This window comes from Roseobacter sp. (assembly GCF_039970775.1).
Taxonomy (GTDB): Bacteria; Pseudomonadota; Alphaproteobacteria; order Rhodobacterales; family Rhodobacteraceae; genus Roseobacter.
Genome location: NZ_JBDVLG010000022.1, coordinates 1 through 16,621 on the forward strand (window position 1 = coordinate 1; position 16,621 = coordinate 16,621).

Sequence of the window (16,621 nt, forward strand, 5' to 3'; positions counted from 1 at the left end):
CCCCCCCCCACCCCCCCCCGGCGCCCCACACAAACACAACCGCCTGATGGTAAAAGTTCTTATTCCATCTGGTGCCCTGGGGTTAAATTACGACCCCATCGCATTACAGCGCGGGATCGCGGCGCGCCCAGATATCATCGCAATAGACGGTGGCTCAACGGACAGCGGGCCCTCTTATCTAGGGCGCGGCGTTTCCAAATACGCACGCGCCTCGACCAAGCTCGAATGGGCGAGGCTCATGGCCGCACGTACCCAAGCAAACGTCCCACTGGTAATCGGAACCGCCGGAACCTGCGGCACCGATACCGCCGTCGATTGGATGTTCGAAATCACCCGTGAAATCGCAATCGAACAAGGTATACTCGTCAAGGTCGCGCTTTTGCGCAGCTCTCAAACCCCGGTCGACATCGCCGACCAATATGATGCCGGACAGGTCACCCCCTTGGCAGGCGCACCGGGCATCACATCAAATGATATCCGCACATGTTCGAATATTGTCGCGCTGGCCGGCGCCGAACACATCGCAGCGGCGCTTGAAACTGGGGCAGATATCGTCATCGCCGGGCGCGCCACCGACACCGCCATCATCGCCGCCCTGCCTTTGATGCACGGATGCCACGCAGGGGCCGCATGGCACGGCGCCAAAATAGGTGAATGCGGGGCGCTCTGTGCGACCAACCCGCAATCCGGGGTCGTCATGATCGATTTCGACACATCGGGGTTTACCGTCGCGCCGCTCGCAGATGGGGCGCACGCCACACCGCACACCGTTTCGGCGCATATGCTCTATGAAAACTCCGACCCCTTTATCCTGTATGAACCCGGCGGGCATCTTGACGTAACAGGTGCAACCTACACAGCGCTCGATGACACATCCGTACGGGTCGAAGGGTCAACATGGGTCCCGTCAGACAGCTATACCGTCAAGCTCGAAGGCGCGCGCCCGGTTGGTGCGCGGACGGTCGTGATGGCGTTGCTCCGTGATCCGCGTTACGTCGCACAGGCCGATGCATGGGCCCAAGATATCGTCGCGAAATGCACGGCCAAAATCATCGACCGTTTGGGGCTGGCGGCACAGGACTTCACGCTCGAACTTCGGTTGATCGGGCACTCCGCCAGTTTTGGCGCGCTTGAGACGAAAACAGCACAGCCCGTAGAGATTGGGGTGATTGGGATCATCACCGCCCCGACCCAAGATCAAGCCGCCGAAATCGGCAAGCTGCTGAACCCCTATTTGTTGCACCATCCTTTGACCCAAGAAGAAGAGCAACCCACCTTTGCCTTTCTGTTTTCGCCGCCCGAAATGCACCACGGCACGATCTACGAATTCACGCTGAACCACGTGCTGCATCTTGATGATCCGATGCAGGCGTTCCAGCTCGAGGTGATCGATGTCGGTTGAATTGCGCACCCTCGTCACCAAGGTCCGCTGCAAAAATGCGGGCCCGTTCTGGCTAACGGTCGATATCTTCTGCGGCACGCCCCAAGCATATGCCCGCGTGGTCCGTGGCCTGCACACCGCCCGGATCGCCACCGCGTTTGATGTCGAGGCGTGCACCATCAAGCGGTTCGATATCGCTGAGCTGAACGTCGTGAAATTCTCGCTGCCACGGCCAACTGTGCAAGGCGCCAAAAATGACCGCGATATGCATGGGGCCTCGTGGGCTGCACTTGTTGGTGAAATCCCAATATAACAGTTTTTTCACCATTTATGTGGTAATTTACCGGCTCACTGTTTCCCGGTTTGGGTGGACGTCGCCATGGTTCGGCCGCTCTGCCCCCCCGACCATCACCGGGATAGCAAGACACGGGGCTGCAGCATGCATTTATCCATCGTTGTTCCATGCATGAACGAAGAAGGCGCGATTGCACCCTTGGTCGACCGCCTGTGCGCTGTGATCGCCCCCTGGGCCCACAAGGCAGAAATCATCCTGGTCGATGACGGATCCACCGATGGAACCTGGGAAGCCATCGAGGACGTGCGCCTGTTTCACAAAATCGTCGTTGGGGTGCGGCTGTCCACCAATCGCGGTCATCAGATCGCATTGACCGCTGGCCTGCATGCCGCTCAAGGCGCGCGCATTCTGATGCTGGACGCTGACCTGCAAGACCCGCCAGAGCTGCTGGCCGACATGATGCATATGATGGATCAGGGGTACGATGTCGTCTACGGCCGCCGCATCGAACGTCAGGGCGAAACCTTGTTCAAACGCGCGACAGCGGCAATATTTTACCGCCTGCTCAACGCCCTGTCTGATGTCGATATCCCCCACAACACGGGTGATTTTCGTCTGGTGAACCGCACGACGCTTGATGCAGTTCTGGCGATGCCGGAACGCGCACGGTTCATTCGGGGTATGTTTGCGTGGGTCGGCTTCCGCCAAATCGGGATCGAATACACCCGTGCCCCCCGCACCAACGGCGAAACCAAATACCCCCTGCGCAAAATGTTGCGATTTGCCATGGACGCCATGACATCGTTTTCCACCAAACCGCTGCGATTGGCGACGCGCCTGTCATTTGCAAGCTTGGGCGTTGCGGGTTTGATGGCCGCGTATGTCGTGCGGTCGTTGATCTTGTTTCAGACGGTGCCGGGGTGGGCGTCGGTGGTACTCGCGGTGAGCTTCTTTTCCGGGGTGCAACTTTTGACCTTGGGCATTTTGGGCGAATACATCGGTAGACTGTATATGGAGGCCAAGAACCGCCCGCTGTATTTTGTCCAAGACGAACTGCGCGAGACCCCGCCCGCCAAATTGCGCGAATCAGCGTGACCCGTCTGTTGCGGTTTGCAGTCATCGGGGTCTGCACGGCCATACTGTATTCCGGGCTATACGTGGGTTTTCTGTCGCTTGGCATAACGCGCGGGCCCGCCAATGCTTTGGCCTTTGGGCTGGCTGTCTGCGCACAATATACCGGCCACGCCACCCTGACATTTCGCACGCCCCTGCGCGATACCCGGCAAATGGCCCGTTTCGGGATCACCGTCAGCTTTGGGTTTGTGACCTCTGCTATCATCACCGGTTGGCTGGGCCCCCGCCTTGGCATACCCGATTGGGCCGCAGTGGGCATCGCCGCCATAATACTACCGATCCAAAACTATATGTTCATGACCTTGTGGGTTTTCACCAGATCATTTTCAAAAGGCCCGCTATCGTGACCCACATCTACAACGATTCATTTTTTAACTACATAGATCACAGCGCCCGCCGTTCCGCACAGGTGCTCACCGCGCTGCTGTTTCCGCTTCTGCGGCCTGCCAGTGTGGTCGACATGGGGTGCGGGCGTGGCATTTGGCTGGATGCTTGGCAGCGCGCGGGCGCGGATACCATCCTTGGTGTCGATGGCGATTATGTCGACCCAAGCACGCTCGCCATAGCGCCCACCGCCTTTGTACCGTCCGATCTGACGATGCCGCTAGAGACCAGGCGCCGCTTTGATCTCGCACAAAGCCTTGAGGTTGGCGAACATCTGCCCGCTACAGCCGCCGCAACCTTGGTTGATAGCCTCACGCGCGCCTCTGATCGGGTCTTGTTTTCCGCAGCCGTCGTGGGCCAAGGCGGTGAACACCATATCAACGAACGCCCCCTTTCTTATTGGCAGGCCCTCTTCAAAGACCGCGGCTACAGCGCCTACGATTACCTACGCCCCCAATTGCGCCACAGACGAGACGTTGCGCCGTGGTATCGCTATAACACACTCCTTTACCTCAATGACGCCGGGCGCGCGGGAGTGTCCGCAGACGTTCTACGCCGAAATGTCCCCCCGGGGCATCAGGTGCCAAACGGCGGCGATGTGTTGTGGCGTCTACGTTGTGCTGTCGTGTCCCACCTGCCCCGCGCAACCGTGACCCGCATCGCGCAAATACGAGCCACCGCATTGGCCACCCGCTTTCGCGACCGTCCCGGCCCGGATGCGGCTTGACCCTTTGGAGATCACCGGCCGATCCTCATTTTCCTACGGGCGTCAGTGGCGCCTCCATCCTGCGTTTTGGGTCGCTTTGGCTGTGGCCACCGCGATGTGCCTGCCAAACCTCATAGATCCAATGATCCGCCATGATGACTATCCCGCGCTGTTGGGCCGGGCGGAGGATTTCTGGTCCAAGACCCTCCACGAAGGACGCTGGCTCAACTACCTCTGGCATCTGCGCAAGGTGCTCACCCCGGCATGGGTGAACCACGCCGTGTATCAAATTTGCTGGGTCATTTTCGCCAGCGTGCTGGCCATCGCAGCGGCACCCCCAGGGCGGCATCCGCTCATCGCGGCGCCCATGGCCGCCCTGATCGTCGTGGCCCCGCCCGCCGCACTAATATCATTGTGGTTCAACACGTTATTGCCGGGCTTAGCCCTCGTCGCGGTCTATGCGTTGGTCGTCCACCACGTATCCCAACGCACAGCACGATGGCTGCTGCCCGTGTTCATTCTGCCCACCTTCATGGCCTACACGACCTACCCCATCCTGTTGTTGGCCCTGTGTCTGGCGCGTACCGGCACCCGGTCGCTGCGTGATCTTGCAGGGCTACTTTGCGTTTTTACCATCAGTTTCGCGGCGGCTATTCTCGCGACGTACACGTTAAACTGGCACGTGCACGGCGTCTTTGGCATACCTCTGGCCGACTGGCGCAATGCGTCGCCCGCCCATGATCTAGGTGGCCTGTTGCACAACCTCAGCGCCGTGCGGGCGACTTTTGTCGACTTTGCCACCAAAATCAGCGTTGGGTCCCATAGCCTGATGGTCACCCATCTGGTGTGCTTTACCGGGGCCATAACCCTACTGGCCCGGCACGCGCGGCTGGAACTGGCCTATCTTGGCGCCGGGCTGCTGGTTGGCGTCGCGCTGACCATCCTGCAAGCTGCCAAACTAGGTGTTTTAGTGCCGACGCGCGCGCTATTGTTCATCTGGGTATTTTACGCGCTGATCATGATGCGTGGTGCTCAAATATTGATGCGCCGGGACGGTCCAATCCGCTATCTTGGCCTCATGGTCACGATCACGCTCGTCGTGATCTATGCAGGGATCAACCATGTCCGTTATGCTCAGTTTCATGAATGGCAAGCCCAGACACACAAGACCGCCGCACACCTAGCGACGCTTCCGGGGCCTGTGCATGTCCAAGGCAGCGCCACGCGCAACACCGTCGGGCAAAGCGCGGGAATACAGTCAGATTGGGCGCTATATTTCCGGCTGTTTCAGTTGGCAGGCCGCGACGTCGTATTGTGCCAAGAACACAACGCTGATTGCAACGGAGCGCCGGGGCCATCCCCCCGTACCGACTGGCACATCACCCAAACGGCAGGGAAAACTTGGCTGGTCATCCCTGATACAGACGCCCCCAACCCTTAGAAACGCAAACAAACGCCCCTGATAGGAGTGTTTGTCAAAGCTACATCTTCAAGGCGGTCAACGGGTTATCCTTTGCCCTTCCACGGCACCAAAATCCGCTCGGCCCATCGCATCAACATATCGATGCCAAAGCCAATCACGCCGATCAGGATGATCCCCATAATCACGATATCGGTGTTCTGGAATTTGGACGCAGTCATGATCATCATACCCGCGCCTTGTTCTGCCGCGACCAGTTCGGCGGCAACCACAGTGCCCCAGCACACCCCCATAGCAACCCGTGCACCGGTAAAGATTTCGGGCAGCGAATTCGGCACGATCACATGACGCATGATTTGCCACTTGCTCGCCCCTAGTGAATAGGCCGCGTGTACCTTGGATATTTTCACCCCGGACACACCAGACCGCGCGGCAATCGCCATGATCCACAGCGCCGCCAGAAACAGCAGGATAATCTTGCCCGCCTCGCCGATACCCGCCCAAATGATCACCAGCGGGATCAACGCAAGCGGCGGCACCGGTCGCATAAATTCAACAATCGGGTCAAACCATCCACGGAACCAATCGCTGAGCCCCATGGCATAGCCCAACGGAATACCCACCGCAGCACCAAGCAAAAAGCCCAGAACAACGCGGAACAACGAGTATCCCAAATGCTCGATCAGGGTGAAATTACGGAACCCTGAATCGACGATCTCAAGGCTGCGGGACCAGACGGCTTCGGGGGCAGGCAGGTACAGCGGTTCCATTTGCCAGCCACGCGTCGGCGCAAAATTTGGCGTGCCGCGATCACTGAGCGTGACCGACCCGCCATCGACCTTGACCCGGTCACCCGGTGCAATGCTTTGACCGTTGATCGCCACCACTTTCACACCGTCATCGCGCCCCAGTTCATCGTTGCGATCCACCCGGATCAACCCGGTGCGCCATTGCGCAATCGCCGCGCTGTCGTTTTTGGCAAACCCGTCGCCCGGATCGACCTGCGGGGCGTCGGTGTCTGTGTCGCGGGGGTGCACCACCACGGTGACCGTCGCGTCGTCGGCGTCTTGGCCGTCAGCCTGCGCGGTATATGTAAAGGTCGTGGTGCCCTCAAACGGCCCCGGCGCGTGCAAAAACCCCGGCAATAACGCGGAGCCCGTGAAGATCCCCCACATCAGGAAAATCGTGAGGATCGAAATCACCCCCGCTGCCCGGTTGGGCCGCACAGCGCTTTCATCGCCAAAGGTCACGGTTTTAAGCGAGGTATAATCAGAAGATCCCGCGCGTTGCACCACTTTGGTGACAATGAAAAAGGCCGCAATAAAGATGCCCACATAGATCAATAAGGGGATCATGCCGCGTCCTCCTTACCGCCCATAATTTCTTCTTCCATATCCCAGATCATATTCAGGATCTCTTCGCGTTTTGGCCCGAAATCGGGGTGTTTCTTGACCTCGCGCAAATCGGCATCGACGCCCAGATCTGCAAACGGCAAACGGTATTCTGTGTGAATGCGACCGGGACGCGGCGCCATGACGATCAGGCGTTCGCCCAGCAACAATGCCTCTTCGACCGAATGCGTGATCAGGATGATCGTCTTGCCGGTCTCTTTCCATAGCTTGAGCACCAGAGATTGCATCTTTTCGCGGGTCAATGCGTCCAACGCGCCCAAGGGTTCGTCCATCAAGATGACATCCGGATCGTTGGCCAAACACCGGGCCAGAGCCACGCGTTGCTGCATCCCGCCGGACAATTCGTACACGGCTTTTTCTTTGAAATCCTGTAGGCCGACCACGTCCAAAAGGTGGTTCACGATCTCGTCTTTTTCGGCCTTGGGCATGCCCTTCATCGACGGGCCAAAGCCTACGTTTTCGCGCACTGACATCCATTCAAACAACGCGCCCTGTTGGAACACCATGCCGCGTTCGGCATCAGGCCCGGTGACCTTGTTTCCATTCAACACCAGCTCGCCTGCGGTGGGCGCCAAAAAACCTGCAACAATGTTCAGCAACGTGGTTTTGCCGCATCCTGACGGGCCCAAAACGCTCAGTAACTCGCCCGCTTTGAGGTCAAGCGACACGTCCTGCAACGCCTGAACATGGTCCCCATTGGGCAGTTCAAAGCGCATCGATAAACCATGTATGGATAATCCGGTCATAAAATCCCCACCTGTTGTCCGCATATTGCGGGTGGATGGGCAGGGTTGGCCCCGCCTCGTGTCCTAAAACGTAAAACGGCGCGAGGGATCCCCGCGCCGTTTGTTACCGTCAGGAACCGCCTGCTGCGGTTTCGAGCGGGCCGATATTTACGGCGTCTTCGTAGCTGTCGAGCGCGCCGTCAATCGAGCCCGCTTCGACGAACACATCCGCCACGCCTTTCATGAAGGACGCCGCATTGCCACCCAGCCATGCATCAGAAAGCTGCTCTTCCACCGACGGGAATTCGAAGGTCGAAATCGACCCGCGCGCGGCTTCGATATCCATGCCCGACTGCTCTGCGATCACGGCCAGCATTTCTTCGCTTTCGTTGGCTTTCCATTCCGCGTTTGCAGCTGCGGTCACGGCCGCGAATTTGGCAACCGTGTCGCCATGTTCTGCAATATAGGACGCAGGGGCAGATGTGACGTCAAACACCAAAATGCCCAGCTCTTGCTTTTCCGCGCCGGTCAAAAGGATGTTGCCGTATTCTTTCATCCGCGACAGACCACCGCCCCAACCACAGGCGAAATCAACCGCGCCTTGGCTCAATGCTGCGGCACCTTCTGGTGGCGCCATGTCGACAACCTGCAGGGTGCTCAGATCAACGCCGAAGTGGTCCATTTGGCGCAAAAATCCGTAATGCGCGGCGGTTCCCAGTGGCACGGCCACTTTTTTGCCCGCCAATTCGCCTGCAGTCTCTTTATCGATTTCCAGATCGCCATGGACCACGCAGTTGTCATTGTCAGAATACGAAACAGCCACATCCAACACCTGAATGTCCTGCCCGCCGGACGTCGCGACCACGAAGGGTGGCACGCCTTGGCTGACAGAAATCTGCACGTCGCCGCTGGCCATGGCCGCCGACATCGCTGTCCCGGTTTCAAACGACACCCAGTTGACCTTCATGCCAAGCGCGTCATCATAGGCGCCCGATGCTTTGGCCGCGAGAAATGGCATTGGCCATTCCAAAAAATAGCCCACGGTGATTTCGCCGTGGCCATCGGCAGATACGCTCTGTGCACCCATCGCCATCACGGCGGCTGCTACAAAAGCACATGTTGTTGTCTTGATCATAATATTCTCCCGTTGATCATACGCTGACCTGTTTCAGGCCAGCCTTCTTTTGGTGCGCAACAGCTTATCGCTGTTTTTTAATCGCGGTGCACCTCAATACCCAATGTCAGTTTTGACACGCCTGCAAGTGCATTATTGATACAAAATCGCCATCCCGGTGAAACTGCACGAAATTACACCACAGGTTTGAGGTATCATTTCCCGATGACAAAAAGCTCATAAATCCAATCGCAGGTCGCTACATTCAGAAACGCCCCATGCGCTCTGTCCCTCGACCATAGAGATGCCCTTTTCCGAAAATCAAAGGTCCAGTTAGCGCAGCCCGATAAGTCCAAATAACCGCCAAACACGTGATTTTTGCGCCCCTTCGCCTCTAAGCTAGGGGAATCCGTCAAAAAACCAACATCTACCGAATATTGCACCCAATACCTGGCCTCACAAAAACCCGCATGAATGCTCACTTATATGGCACATGAAATTACCCATGATTTTAACGATTCACCGCGGAAGAATCTGGGAATATCCATAGTTTCATGGCGCTTCGGCAGATGTCGCCTGAAAAGGTAAACAGATTGGCATTATCTTTGTGTCAAAACTGGCCCTACTTTCAGTGCCCAAAATTCAGTCATGTCACCAAAACACGGCACGCTTTGCGTCCGGTTGCATCTGATTCTACGCCAACAGAAAGGCCAGACCTATGGACGGCAATTTCAACGACAACGACCTGAACCGCGTCATCGAAGCGGACCGCGCGCACATCTGGCATCACCTGACCCAGCACAAACCCCTTTTTAACGGCGCAGACCCCAAGATCATCATCGAGGGCAAAGGCATGCGTGTCTGGGACCAGCATGGCACCGAACATATCGATGCGGTGTCGGGCGGTGTCTGGACGGTCAATGTTGGCTATGGCCGCGAAACCATGGGCGACGCAGTGCGCGACGCTATTGTTAAGATGAACTTCTTTGGCGGTACGGTCGGCTCAATCCCCGGCGCGCTTTTCGCAGAAAAACTGCTGTCGAAGATGCCCGGTTTGGACCGCATTTATTATGCCAACTCCGGGTCAGAGGCGAACGAGAAGGCCTTCAAGATGGTCCGTCAGATCGCGCACAAACGCTATGGCGGCAAAAAGCACAAGATCCTGTACCGGGATCGCGACTACCACGGCACGACCATCGCCTGCCTGTCGGCTGGTGGCCAAGACGAACGCAACGCGCAATACGGGCCCTTTACGCCGGGCTTCATCCCCGTGCCGCACTGCCTAGAATATCGCAAACATGAACAAGACGGCGCGCCTGAGCAAAACTACGGCGAATGGGCCGCTAACCAGATCGAAGAAATCATCCTGCGCGAAGGCCCGGATACTGTCGGGGCGCTGTGCCTTGAACCGGTGACGGCAGGCGGTGGTGTGATTGTGCCGCCCGAAGGGTACTGGCCGCGTGTCGCAGAGATCTGCAAAAAATACGACATTTTGCTGCACATCGACGAGGTCGTATGTGGGGTGGGCCGTACTGGCGAATGGTTTGGATATCAACACTACGGCATCCAGCCCGACATGGTCAGCATGGCCAAAGGTGTGGCGTCCGGCTATGCGGCGATCTCGTGCTTGGCCACCACAAACGAAGTGTTCGACATGTTTATGGACGACACGTCAGACACCCTGAACTACTTCCGCGATATCTCGACGTTTGGCGGGTGCACCGCGGGGCCGGCCGCCGCGCTGGAAAACATGCGGATCATCGAAGACGAAAACCTGCTGGAAAATACCAACGCCATGGGCGCGTATATGCTGGACCAACTGCACGCGCTGCAGGATCGTCACAGCGTGATCGGGGATGTGCGCGGCAAAGGCCTGTTCTTGGGCGCCGAACTTGTCTCGGATCGTATGACCCGCGACCCTGCCGCCGAAAAAATGGTGCAGGCGGTTGTCGCCGATTGCATGAAACAGGCGGTGATCATCGGCGCGACCAACCGGTCGTTGGCGGGGAAAAACAACACTCTGTGCTTCTCGCCTGCGCTGATCGCGACCAAAGACGACATCGACCAAATTTTGAGCGCTGTTGACGGCGCGCTCACCCGCGTATTTGGCTAAGTTACCCATAAATTCAGGCGGGCCCTCATAGTATCTGAGGGCCCGTTGGGCGGGTCAGCCCGCAGGTGTCAGGACACAGGGGCAGTGATGCATATTTAGTGCGCACAACACCCCATCACGCGCGGTGCGCATACCTTCAGCCCCCCACACGGCCTTTCGTTACAGGTTTCTTTCTGCGATGGTGCGCATATCGCGGCGCCCACGCCCCCAAGCGAGGTGCAAACCAGCCCGTGCTGCGCACAGATCGGCACAGGTGTTTTCAGCGATAGCGCGGCCAGTACCGCGTGGCTTGCTTGTCAAAGCCAATAGCTAATGATACTGCCAGTTCCATTAATCGCCAAAAAACCGTAACGGACTGCGTAGATTGGACGAATGGATTTCGCAAATTTGCGGAAACCTAATGCCAGATTGCCATCGGTCTATATCCAGTTTAGGCTCACTGCATGGCATTGCCGGTCGAGACTTTCTTTCTGCATCCTGATGCTCAGGGGACGCTGCAATCGCAGATACAGCAGATGATTGCCCAAGGCATCCTGTCGGGGCGGTTTCAACGGGGCGAAAAACTGCCCTCAACGCGCAAGCTCGCCGCCCATCTCGGCGTTAGCAGGATCACCGTGACGATTGCCTACACCGAATTGCTGGCGAATGACTACCTGACCTCGCGTGGGCGCTCGGGGTATTTCGTTTCTGAAAACGCACCGGTGCCTCCGGCCTTTACACCCAGCGAGATGGGCCCCGACGCCGTTGATTGGACCCGCGCCATCGGTCAAAAATTCACCGGTGGCGATACTGTGCGCAAGCCCCCGGATTGGAGCAGCTACCGCCACCCCTTTATTTACGGACAAGCAGACCCCGCCCTGTTTGATCACGCCAACTGGCGGCTTTGCGCGCTTAAGGCGCTGGGGCAAAAAGACTTCACCGCGCTGACCACCGATTACTACGACCAAGACGACCCGCAGCTGATCGAATTTATCGCCCGCCACACCCTGCCGCGCCGTGGCATTTCGGCCCGCCCCGAACAGATCCTTATCACATTGGGCGCGCAGAATGCGCTGTGGCTGACGACGCAAGTGTTGCTAACGCAACGCAGGCGCGCAGCGCTCGAAGATCCGTGTTATCATGCGCTTAGAGACATATTGCGACAATCTCGCTGTCATGTGACCCCAGTGCGCGTAGACGCAGACGGCATGCCGCCCGATGCGATCCCGCCCGATACAGATGTCATTTTCACCACGCCGAGCCACCAATGCCCAACAACAGCCACGATGCCCATGCATCGCCGCCACGACCTGCTGGAACGTGCCGCGCAGATGGACGCATTGATCGTCGAAGACGACTATGAATTTGAGATGTCCTTCTTAAAAAACCCCTCTCCTGCGCTCAAAAGTCTAGATGCGGATGGGCGTGTGATCTATGTGGGCAGCTTTTCAAAGTCGTTGTTTCCGGGGCTGCGACTGGGATATTTGGTGGGGTCAGAACCGTTTATCCGCGAGGCCCGCGCCCTGCGTGCCAGCGTGTTGCGCCACCCTCCCGGACACATCCAACGGACGGCCGCGTATTTTCTGTCGTTGGGCCACCACGATGCGTTGATCCGGCGAATGGGGGCAGCGCTGCACGAAAGACGCGGGGTAATGGCCAAGGCGATCGCGGACCACAATCTGCAAATCGCAGGGCAAGGGGTCTATGGCGGGTCGTCCTTTTGGATGCGCGCGCCCGACACTATCAACACCCAACATCTGGCCCGGCGGCTGCAGTCCCGTGGCGTGCTGATCGAACCGGGGCACGCGTTCTTTTCCGGGCCGACACGCCCCAAAAACTACTATCGTCTAGCGTATTCTTCCTGCCCGACGCACCGGATCGAGAAGGGCGTGGATCTAATCACAGACGAAATGCGCGAAATGTCTCATCTGGGGTTAACCGAAGCCAACAACTGGCCCTAACCGCGCCGAGCTCAACGTTCTAAGTATCACGCAACAAGAATCATAACATCTCATCGAAGGACCCGACCCATGAAGATGACCACCGAAGAAGCTTTTGTAAAAACACTGCAATCGCACGGTATTGAACATGCCTTTGGTATTATCGGATCGGCGATGATGCCCATTTCCGATATTTTCCCCGACGCTGGCATCCAATTTTGGGACTGCGCGCACGAAGGGTCTGCCGGCATGATGTCGGATGGCTACACCCGCGCCACAGGCAAAATGTCGATGATGATCGCGCAAAACGGCCCCGGCATCACCAATTTTGTAACGGCTGTGAAGACCGCCTATTGGAACCACACGCCGCTGTTGTTGGTGACACCTCAGGCGGCAAACAAAACCATCGGTCAGGGTGGTTTTCAGGAAGTAGAACAGATGAAACTGTTCGAAGACATGGTGGCCTATCAAGAAGAGGTGCGCGACCCATCCCGCGTGGCCGAGGTGCTGGCCCGTGTGATTGCCAAGGCCAAGCGCCTGTCAGGCCCGGCGCAAATCAATATCCCGCGCGATTTCTGGACCCAAGTCGTGGATCTTGAGATCCCCGAGCCCATCGAATTCGAAGCCTCGCCCGGTGGTGAAACATCCGTGGCCAAGGCTGCTGAAATTTTGTCTGGCGCGAAAAACCCTGTCATCCTGAACGGCGCGGGCGTCGTTTTGTCCAAGGGCGGTATCGACGCGTCCAAGGTGTTGGCGGAACGTCTGGATGCGCCCGTGTGTGTCGGTTACCAACACAACGACGCCTTCCCCGGCAACCACCCGTTGTTTGCGGGGCCACTGGGGTACAACGGGTCTAAGGCCGGGATGCAGTTGATCAAAGACGCCGATGTGGTGTTGTGCCTTGGCACGCGGTTGAATCCGTTTTCGACGCTGCCGGGTTATGGCATCGAATATTGGCCAGCGGACGCCAAGATCATTCAGGTGGACATCAACCCAGACCGCATCGGCCTGACAAAAAAGGTCACCGTGGGTATTGTGGGGGATGCCGCCAAGGTCGCCAATGGCATCATCGCGCAACTGTCTGACACCGCAGGCGACGCCGGCCGCGCCGACCGCAAAGCCCGTATCGCACAGACCAAATCGGCCTGGGCGCAAGAGCTAACCTCGATGACCCATGAGGAAGACGACCCCGGCACCGACTGGAACGTGCGCGCCCGCGACGCCAAGCCCGACTGGATGAGCCCGCGCATGGCATGGCGTGCGATCCAATCTGCGCTGCCCGTTGAGGCGATCATTTCGTCCGACATCGGCAACAACTGTGCCATCGGCAACGCGTATCCTGCGTTCGAAGAGGGCCGCAAATACCTGGCACCTGGTCTGTTTGGCCCCTGTGGATACGGCCTGCCTGCCATCGTTGGTGCGAAAATCGGCCAGCCAGAGGTACCCGTTGTGGGCTTTGCCGGTGACGGCGCGTTTGGCATCGCGGTCAATGAATTGACGGCGATTGGGCGCGGCGAATGGCCCGCGATCACGCAGATCGTGTTCCGGAACTACCAGTGGGGCGCGGAAAAGCGGAATTCGACCTTGTGGTTCGATGACAATTTTGTCGGCACCGAACTGGATACCGAAGTGTCCTACGCGGGTATCGCCAATGCCTGTGGTCTCAAAGGTGTCGTGGCCCGCACCCAAGACGAGCTAACAGCGGCGTTGAACCAAGCGATCAAGGATCAGATGGAAAACGGCATCACCACTTTGATCGAGGCGATGATCAACCAAGAACTCGGCGACCCGTTCCGCCGTGATGCGATGAAAAAGCCCGTCGAAGTTGCTGGCATCAGCAAAGACGACATGCGTCCGCAGACTGTCTGATCTGGGTGTCTGACACGTCTGATATGAACGAAAAGGTCAGGCCATGACCGTGCTGCGCGCCCTCAAAGACCGCGCGGCGGCCCGGCCTGCCCATATTGTCCTCAGCGAAGGCCACGATCCCCGGATCGTGGCTGGTGCTGTTGCGGCTGTCACCGCGGGTATCGCGCGTATTACGCTGGTGGGGCCGCATGATGATGTCGCCGCCCAACTGGTGGCTGCGGGCCTGCCAAACCACCCCAACATCCGCATCGAAGACCCAACCACTTCGCCGCTGAGCCCTGATTTTGCGGCGGCCTTTCACGCTCTGCGCAAACACAAAGGTGTCACGCCCGAAATCGCAGAAACCCAGGTGCAAAACCCGCTGATCTTTGCGGCGCTCATGGTGCGCACGGGGCATGCGGATGGCACTCTTGGGGGCGCTGTCGCCACCACATCCGATACCGTGCGCGCAGCACTTCAGGTGATCGGCAAGGCCAAAGACGCACCGCTGGTGTCTAGTTTTTTCTTGATGGCGCTGCCGGAAAACCACGCGTCCGGGCGCGACGCGATGATCTTTGGCGACTGCGGGCTGGTTATCGACCCGTCGCCCCAAGACCTCGCGGCCATCGCGGCGGCATCGGCGCAATCATGTGCGCAATTGCTGGGCATCGAACCCCATGTCGCGTTGTTGTCGTTTTCGACCAGAGGCTCCGCGAAACACCCAGCCGTAGATAAGGTCAGCACCGCCACGGCACTGCTAAAAGCCCAACACCCCGAGATCAAAGCAGATGGCGAGCTGCAATTCGACGCGGCATTTGTGCCCGACGTGGCCGGCTCCAAGGCGCCGGGGTCGCCCACTGCGGGCCAAGCCAATGTGATGATATTTCCCAATCTTGATGCCGGGAATATCGGCTACAAAATTGCCCAACGCATCGGCGGGGCGCAGGCCATTGGCCCTGCCCTGCAAGGTCTGGCCAAACCTGCCAACGACCTTAGTCGGGGCTGCACTGCGCAAGACGTGACCAATATGATCGCCGTCACCGTGTTGCAGGCCCATACAACCGGATGACCCACCCGATCACCATCTGCCGCGCAGGCGGCCCAACGCGGAGACCCGCACGACCATGAGCCCCCTTACTGCCGCCGCTGATTTCATCGGCGCCGTTCCCAAACGCACACAAGAACTGTTTCCCGGCGTTATCGTCGCGGTGCTTGTTGCGATGACCGCACAATTTCTGGCCGAACATTACGAAGCCCCCGCCATGTTGATGGCCTTGCTGCTGGGGATCGCCGTCGCGTTTTTGGGTGACGAAGGCAAGACCGTCCCCGGCATAGGGTTCGCCGCCCGCAGCATCCTGCGCATTGGCATCGCCTTTTTGGGGGTGCGCATTTCCTTCGACCTGATGGCGGGGCTTGGACTGCCAGTTGTGTTGTTGGTCATCAGCGGTGTTTTGGCGACCATCGGGTTTGGCCTTTTGGTGGCGCGGTTTTTCGGTCACGGGTGGCGGTTCGCATTTTTGACCGCCGGGTCTGTGGCGATTTGCGGGGCCTCGGCCGCGATGGCCATCAGTGCCATTTTGCCCAAAGACGACAAATCCGAACAACGTCTGATCTTTACGGTGCTGGGCGTCACGGTTTTATCAACCGTCGCGATGATCGCTTATCCCATTTTGGTGACACGTTTGGGGTTGGATGAAACAGCCGGTGGTATCTTTTTGGGGGCCACCATCCACGATGTCGCACAGGTCGTCGGTGCGGGGTTCTCGATCTCGGAATATGCGGGCGATACGGCCACGTTGGTCAAGCTCATGCGGGTGTCGATGCTGGCACCGATCGTATTGATCGCCGCCTTGATCATCCGCAGCTACGCCGACGCGCCCGATGATGGCAAACGCCCCCCCTTGTTGCCGATGTTTGTGATCGGCTTTCTTGCCTTGGCGGGGCTGAATTCTCTGGGCTTGATTCCCACCGTGATCGCGGATTTCATGAGCCAAGCGTCCAAATGGCTGTTGCTGATAGCGATCTCTGCGGTCGGCATGAAAACAAATCTCAAGCGGGTGCTTGCCGTCGGTGGGCCGGCGATTGCGCTGCTTGTAATAGAAACCTTTTTTATCGCGGGGCTGATCCTTGCGGGACTTTATTATCTAGCCTGACCAAACAGGCGCACGGG

At 58.3% G+C, this 16,621-nt stretch carries 14 protein-coding genes; 11 read left to right on the top strand and 3 right to left on the bottom strand.

What is annotated here, in order from left to right:
- The 6 genes from ABJH13_RS04380 to ABJH13_RS04405 all read left to right on the top strand — a co-directional run.
- On the top strand, nt 1–1,402 hold a 1,402-nt coding region (locus tag ABJH13_RS04380; RefSeq protein ID WP_348404998.1), incomplete at its 5' end, for an acyclic terpene utilization AtuA family protein.
- Entirely contained in the window at nt 1,392–1,694 is a 303-nt protein-coding gene (locus ABJH13_RS04385) for a DUF4387 family protein (protein ID WP_348404999.1), read from the top strand. The genes ABJH13_RS04380 and ABJH13_RS04385, both read left to right, overlap by 11 nt.
- Before the next feature lie 126 nt (nt 1,695–1,820).
- Nucleotides 1,821–2,771 (top strand): glycosyltransferase family 2 protein, encoded by a 951-nt coding sequence (locus ABJH13_RS04390; protein ID WP_348405000.1) that lies wholly within the window; start codon nt 1,821–1,823, stop codon nt 2,769–2,771.
- Nucleotides 2,768–3,157, top strand: coding sequence for a GtrA family protein (locus ABJH13_RS04395; RefSeq protein ID WP_348405001.1), 390 nt, complete (start codon nt 2,768–2,770; stop codon nt 3,155–3,157). The genes ABJH13_RS04390 and ABJH13_RS04395 overlap by 4 nt, the downstream gene beginning before the upstream one ends.
- The gene (locus tag ABJH13_RS04400; protein WP_348405002.1) at nt 3,154–3,921 is read left to right on the top strand and encodes a methyltransferase domain-containing protein; all 768 of its coding nucleotides are present in this window, start codon (nt 3,154–3,156) and stop codon (nt 3,919–3,921) included. Before ABJH13_RS04395 ends, ABJH13_RS04400 begins: the two co-directional genes overlap by 4 nt.
- Complete coding sequence (locus ABJH13_RS04405; protein WP_348405003.1) at nt 3,911–5,341, top strand: hypothetical protein; 1,431 nt, start codon at nt 3,911–3,913, stop codon at nt 5,339–5,341. Before ABJH13_RS04400 ends, ABJH13_RS04405 begins: the two co-directional genes overlap by 11 nt.
- A gap of 65 nt (nt 5,342–5,406) precedes the next feature.
- On the opposite strand, the gene ABJH13_RS04410 is transcribed toward ABJH13_RS04405, so the two are convergent.
- The 3 genes from ABJH13_RS04410 to ABJH13_RS04420 all read right to left on the bottom strand — a co-directional run bounded on the left by ABJH13_RS04410 (nt 5,407) and on the right by ABJH13_RS04420 (nt 8,592).
- Nucleotides 5,407–6,675 (bottom strand): ABC transporter permease, encoded by a 1,269-nt coding sequence (locus tag ABJH13_RS04410; RefSeq protein WP_348405004.1) that lies wholly within the window; start codon nt 6,673–6,675, stop codon nt 5,407–5,409.
- Complete coding sequence (locus ABJH13_RS04415; protein WP_348405005.1) at nt 6,672–7,478, bottom strand: ABC transporter ATP-binding protein; 807 nt, start codon at nt 7,476–7,478, stop codon at nt 6,672–6,674. Before ABJH13_RS04415 ends, ABJH13_RS04410 begins: the two co-directional genes overlap by 4 nt.
- A gap of 109 nt (nt 7,479–7,587) precedes the next feature.
- Entirely contained in the window at nt 7,588–8,592 is a 1,005-nt protein-coding gene (locus ABJH13_RS04420) for an ABC transporter substrate-binding protein (RefSeq protein WP_348405006.1), read from the bottom strand.
- Between the two features lie 697 nt (nt 8,593–9,289).
- On the opposite strand from ABJH13_RS04420, the gene ABJH13_RS04425 reads away from it, so the two are divergent.
- From ABJH13_RS04425 to ABJH13_RS04445, 5 genes are all read left to right on the top strand, one after another.
- Nucleotides 9,290–10,684, top strand: coding sequence for an aminotransferase class III-fold pyridoxal phosphate-dependent enzyme (locus ABJH13_RS04425; RefSeq protein ID WP_348405007.1), 1,395 nt, complete (start codon nt 9,290–9,292; stop codon nt 10,682–10,684).
- Nucleotides 10,685–11,127: 443 nt separating this feature from the next.
- The gene (locus ABJH13_RS04430) at nt 11,128–12,624 is read left to right on the top strand and encodes a PLP-dependent aminotransferase family protein (RefSeq protein WP_348405008.1); all 1,497 of its coding nucleotides are present in this window, start codon (nt 11,128–11,130) and stop codon (nt 12,622–12,624) included.
- Between the two features lie 69 nt (nt 12,625–12,693).
- Nucleotides 12,694–14,472 carry a sulfoacetaldehyde acetyltransferase gene (gene xsc, locus ABJH13_RS04435; RefSeq protein ID WP_348405009.1) on the top strand — a complete coding sequence of 593 codons (1,779 nt, stop codon included), beginning with the start codon at nt 12,694–12,696 and terminating at the stop codon, nt 14,470–14,472.
- Between the two features lie 43 nt (nt 14,473–14,515).
- The gene (gene pta, locus ABJH13_RS04440; RefSeq protein ID WP_348405010.1) at nt 14,516–15,520 is read left to right on the top strand and encodes a phosphate acetyltransferase; all 1,005 of its coding nucleotides are present in this window, start codon (nt 14,516–14,518) and stop codon (nt 15,518–15,520) included.
- Between the two features lie 55 nt (nt 15,521–15,575).
- Nucleotides 15,576–16,604, top strand: a complete 1,029-nt coding sequence (locus ABJH13_RS04445) for a putative sulfate exporter family transporter (protein WP_348405011.1) — start codon at nt 15,576–15,578, stop codon at nt 16,602–16,604.
- Nucleotides 16,605–16,621: the final 17 nt, after the last annotated feature.

Bases quoted from the DNA above. Each gene is read 5' to 3' on its own strand.
- ABJH13_RS04405 (WP_348405003.1), top strand. From the start codon at position 3,911: ATGCGGCTTGACCCTTTGGAGATCACCGGCCGATCCTCATTTTCCTAC.
- ABJH13_RS04425 (WP_348405007.1), top strand. From the start codon at position 9,290: ATGGACGGCAATTTCAACGACAACGACCTGAACCGCGTCATCGAAGCG.
- ABJH13_RS04420 (WP_348405006.1), bottom strand. From the start codon at position 8,592: ATGATCAAGACAACAACATGTGCTTTTGTAGCAGCCGCCGTGATGGCG.
- ABJH13_RS04390 (WP_348405000.1), top strand. From the start codon at position 1,821: ATGCATTTATCCATCGTTGTTCCATGCATGAACGAAGAAGGCGCGATT.
- ABJH13_RS04410 (WP_348405004.1), bottom strand. From the start codon at position 6,675: ATGATCCCCTTATTGATCTATGTGGGCATCTTTATTGCGGCCTTTTTC.
- ABJH13_RS04430 (WP_348405008.1), top strand. From the start codon at position 11,128: ATGGCATTGCCGGTCGAGACTTTCTTTCTGCATCCTGATGCTCAGGGG.
- ABJH13_RS04385 (WP_348404999.1), top strand. From the start codon at position 1,392: ATGTCGGTTGAATTGCGCACCCTCGTCACCAAGGTCCGCTGCAAAAAT.
- ABJH13_RS04415 (WP_348405005.1), bottom strand. From the start codon at position 7,478: ATGACCGGATTATCCATACATGGTTTATCGATGCGCTTTGAACTGCCC.
- pta (WP_348405010.1), top strand. From the start codon at position 14,516: ATGACCGTGCTGCGCGCCCTCAAAGACCGCGCGGCGGCCCGGCCTGCC.
- ABJH13_RS04445 (WP_348405011.1), top strand. From the start codon at position 15,576: ATGAGCCCCCTTACTGCCGCCGCTGATTTCATCGGCGCCGTTCCCAAA.
- xsc (WP_348405009.1), top strand. From the start codon at position 12,694: ATGAAGATGACCACCGAAGAAGCTTTTGTAAAAACACTGCAATCGCAC.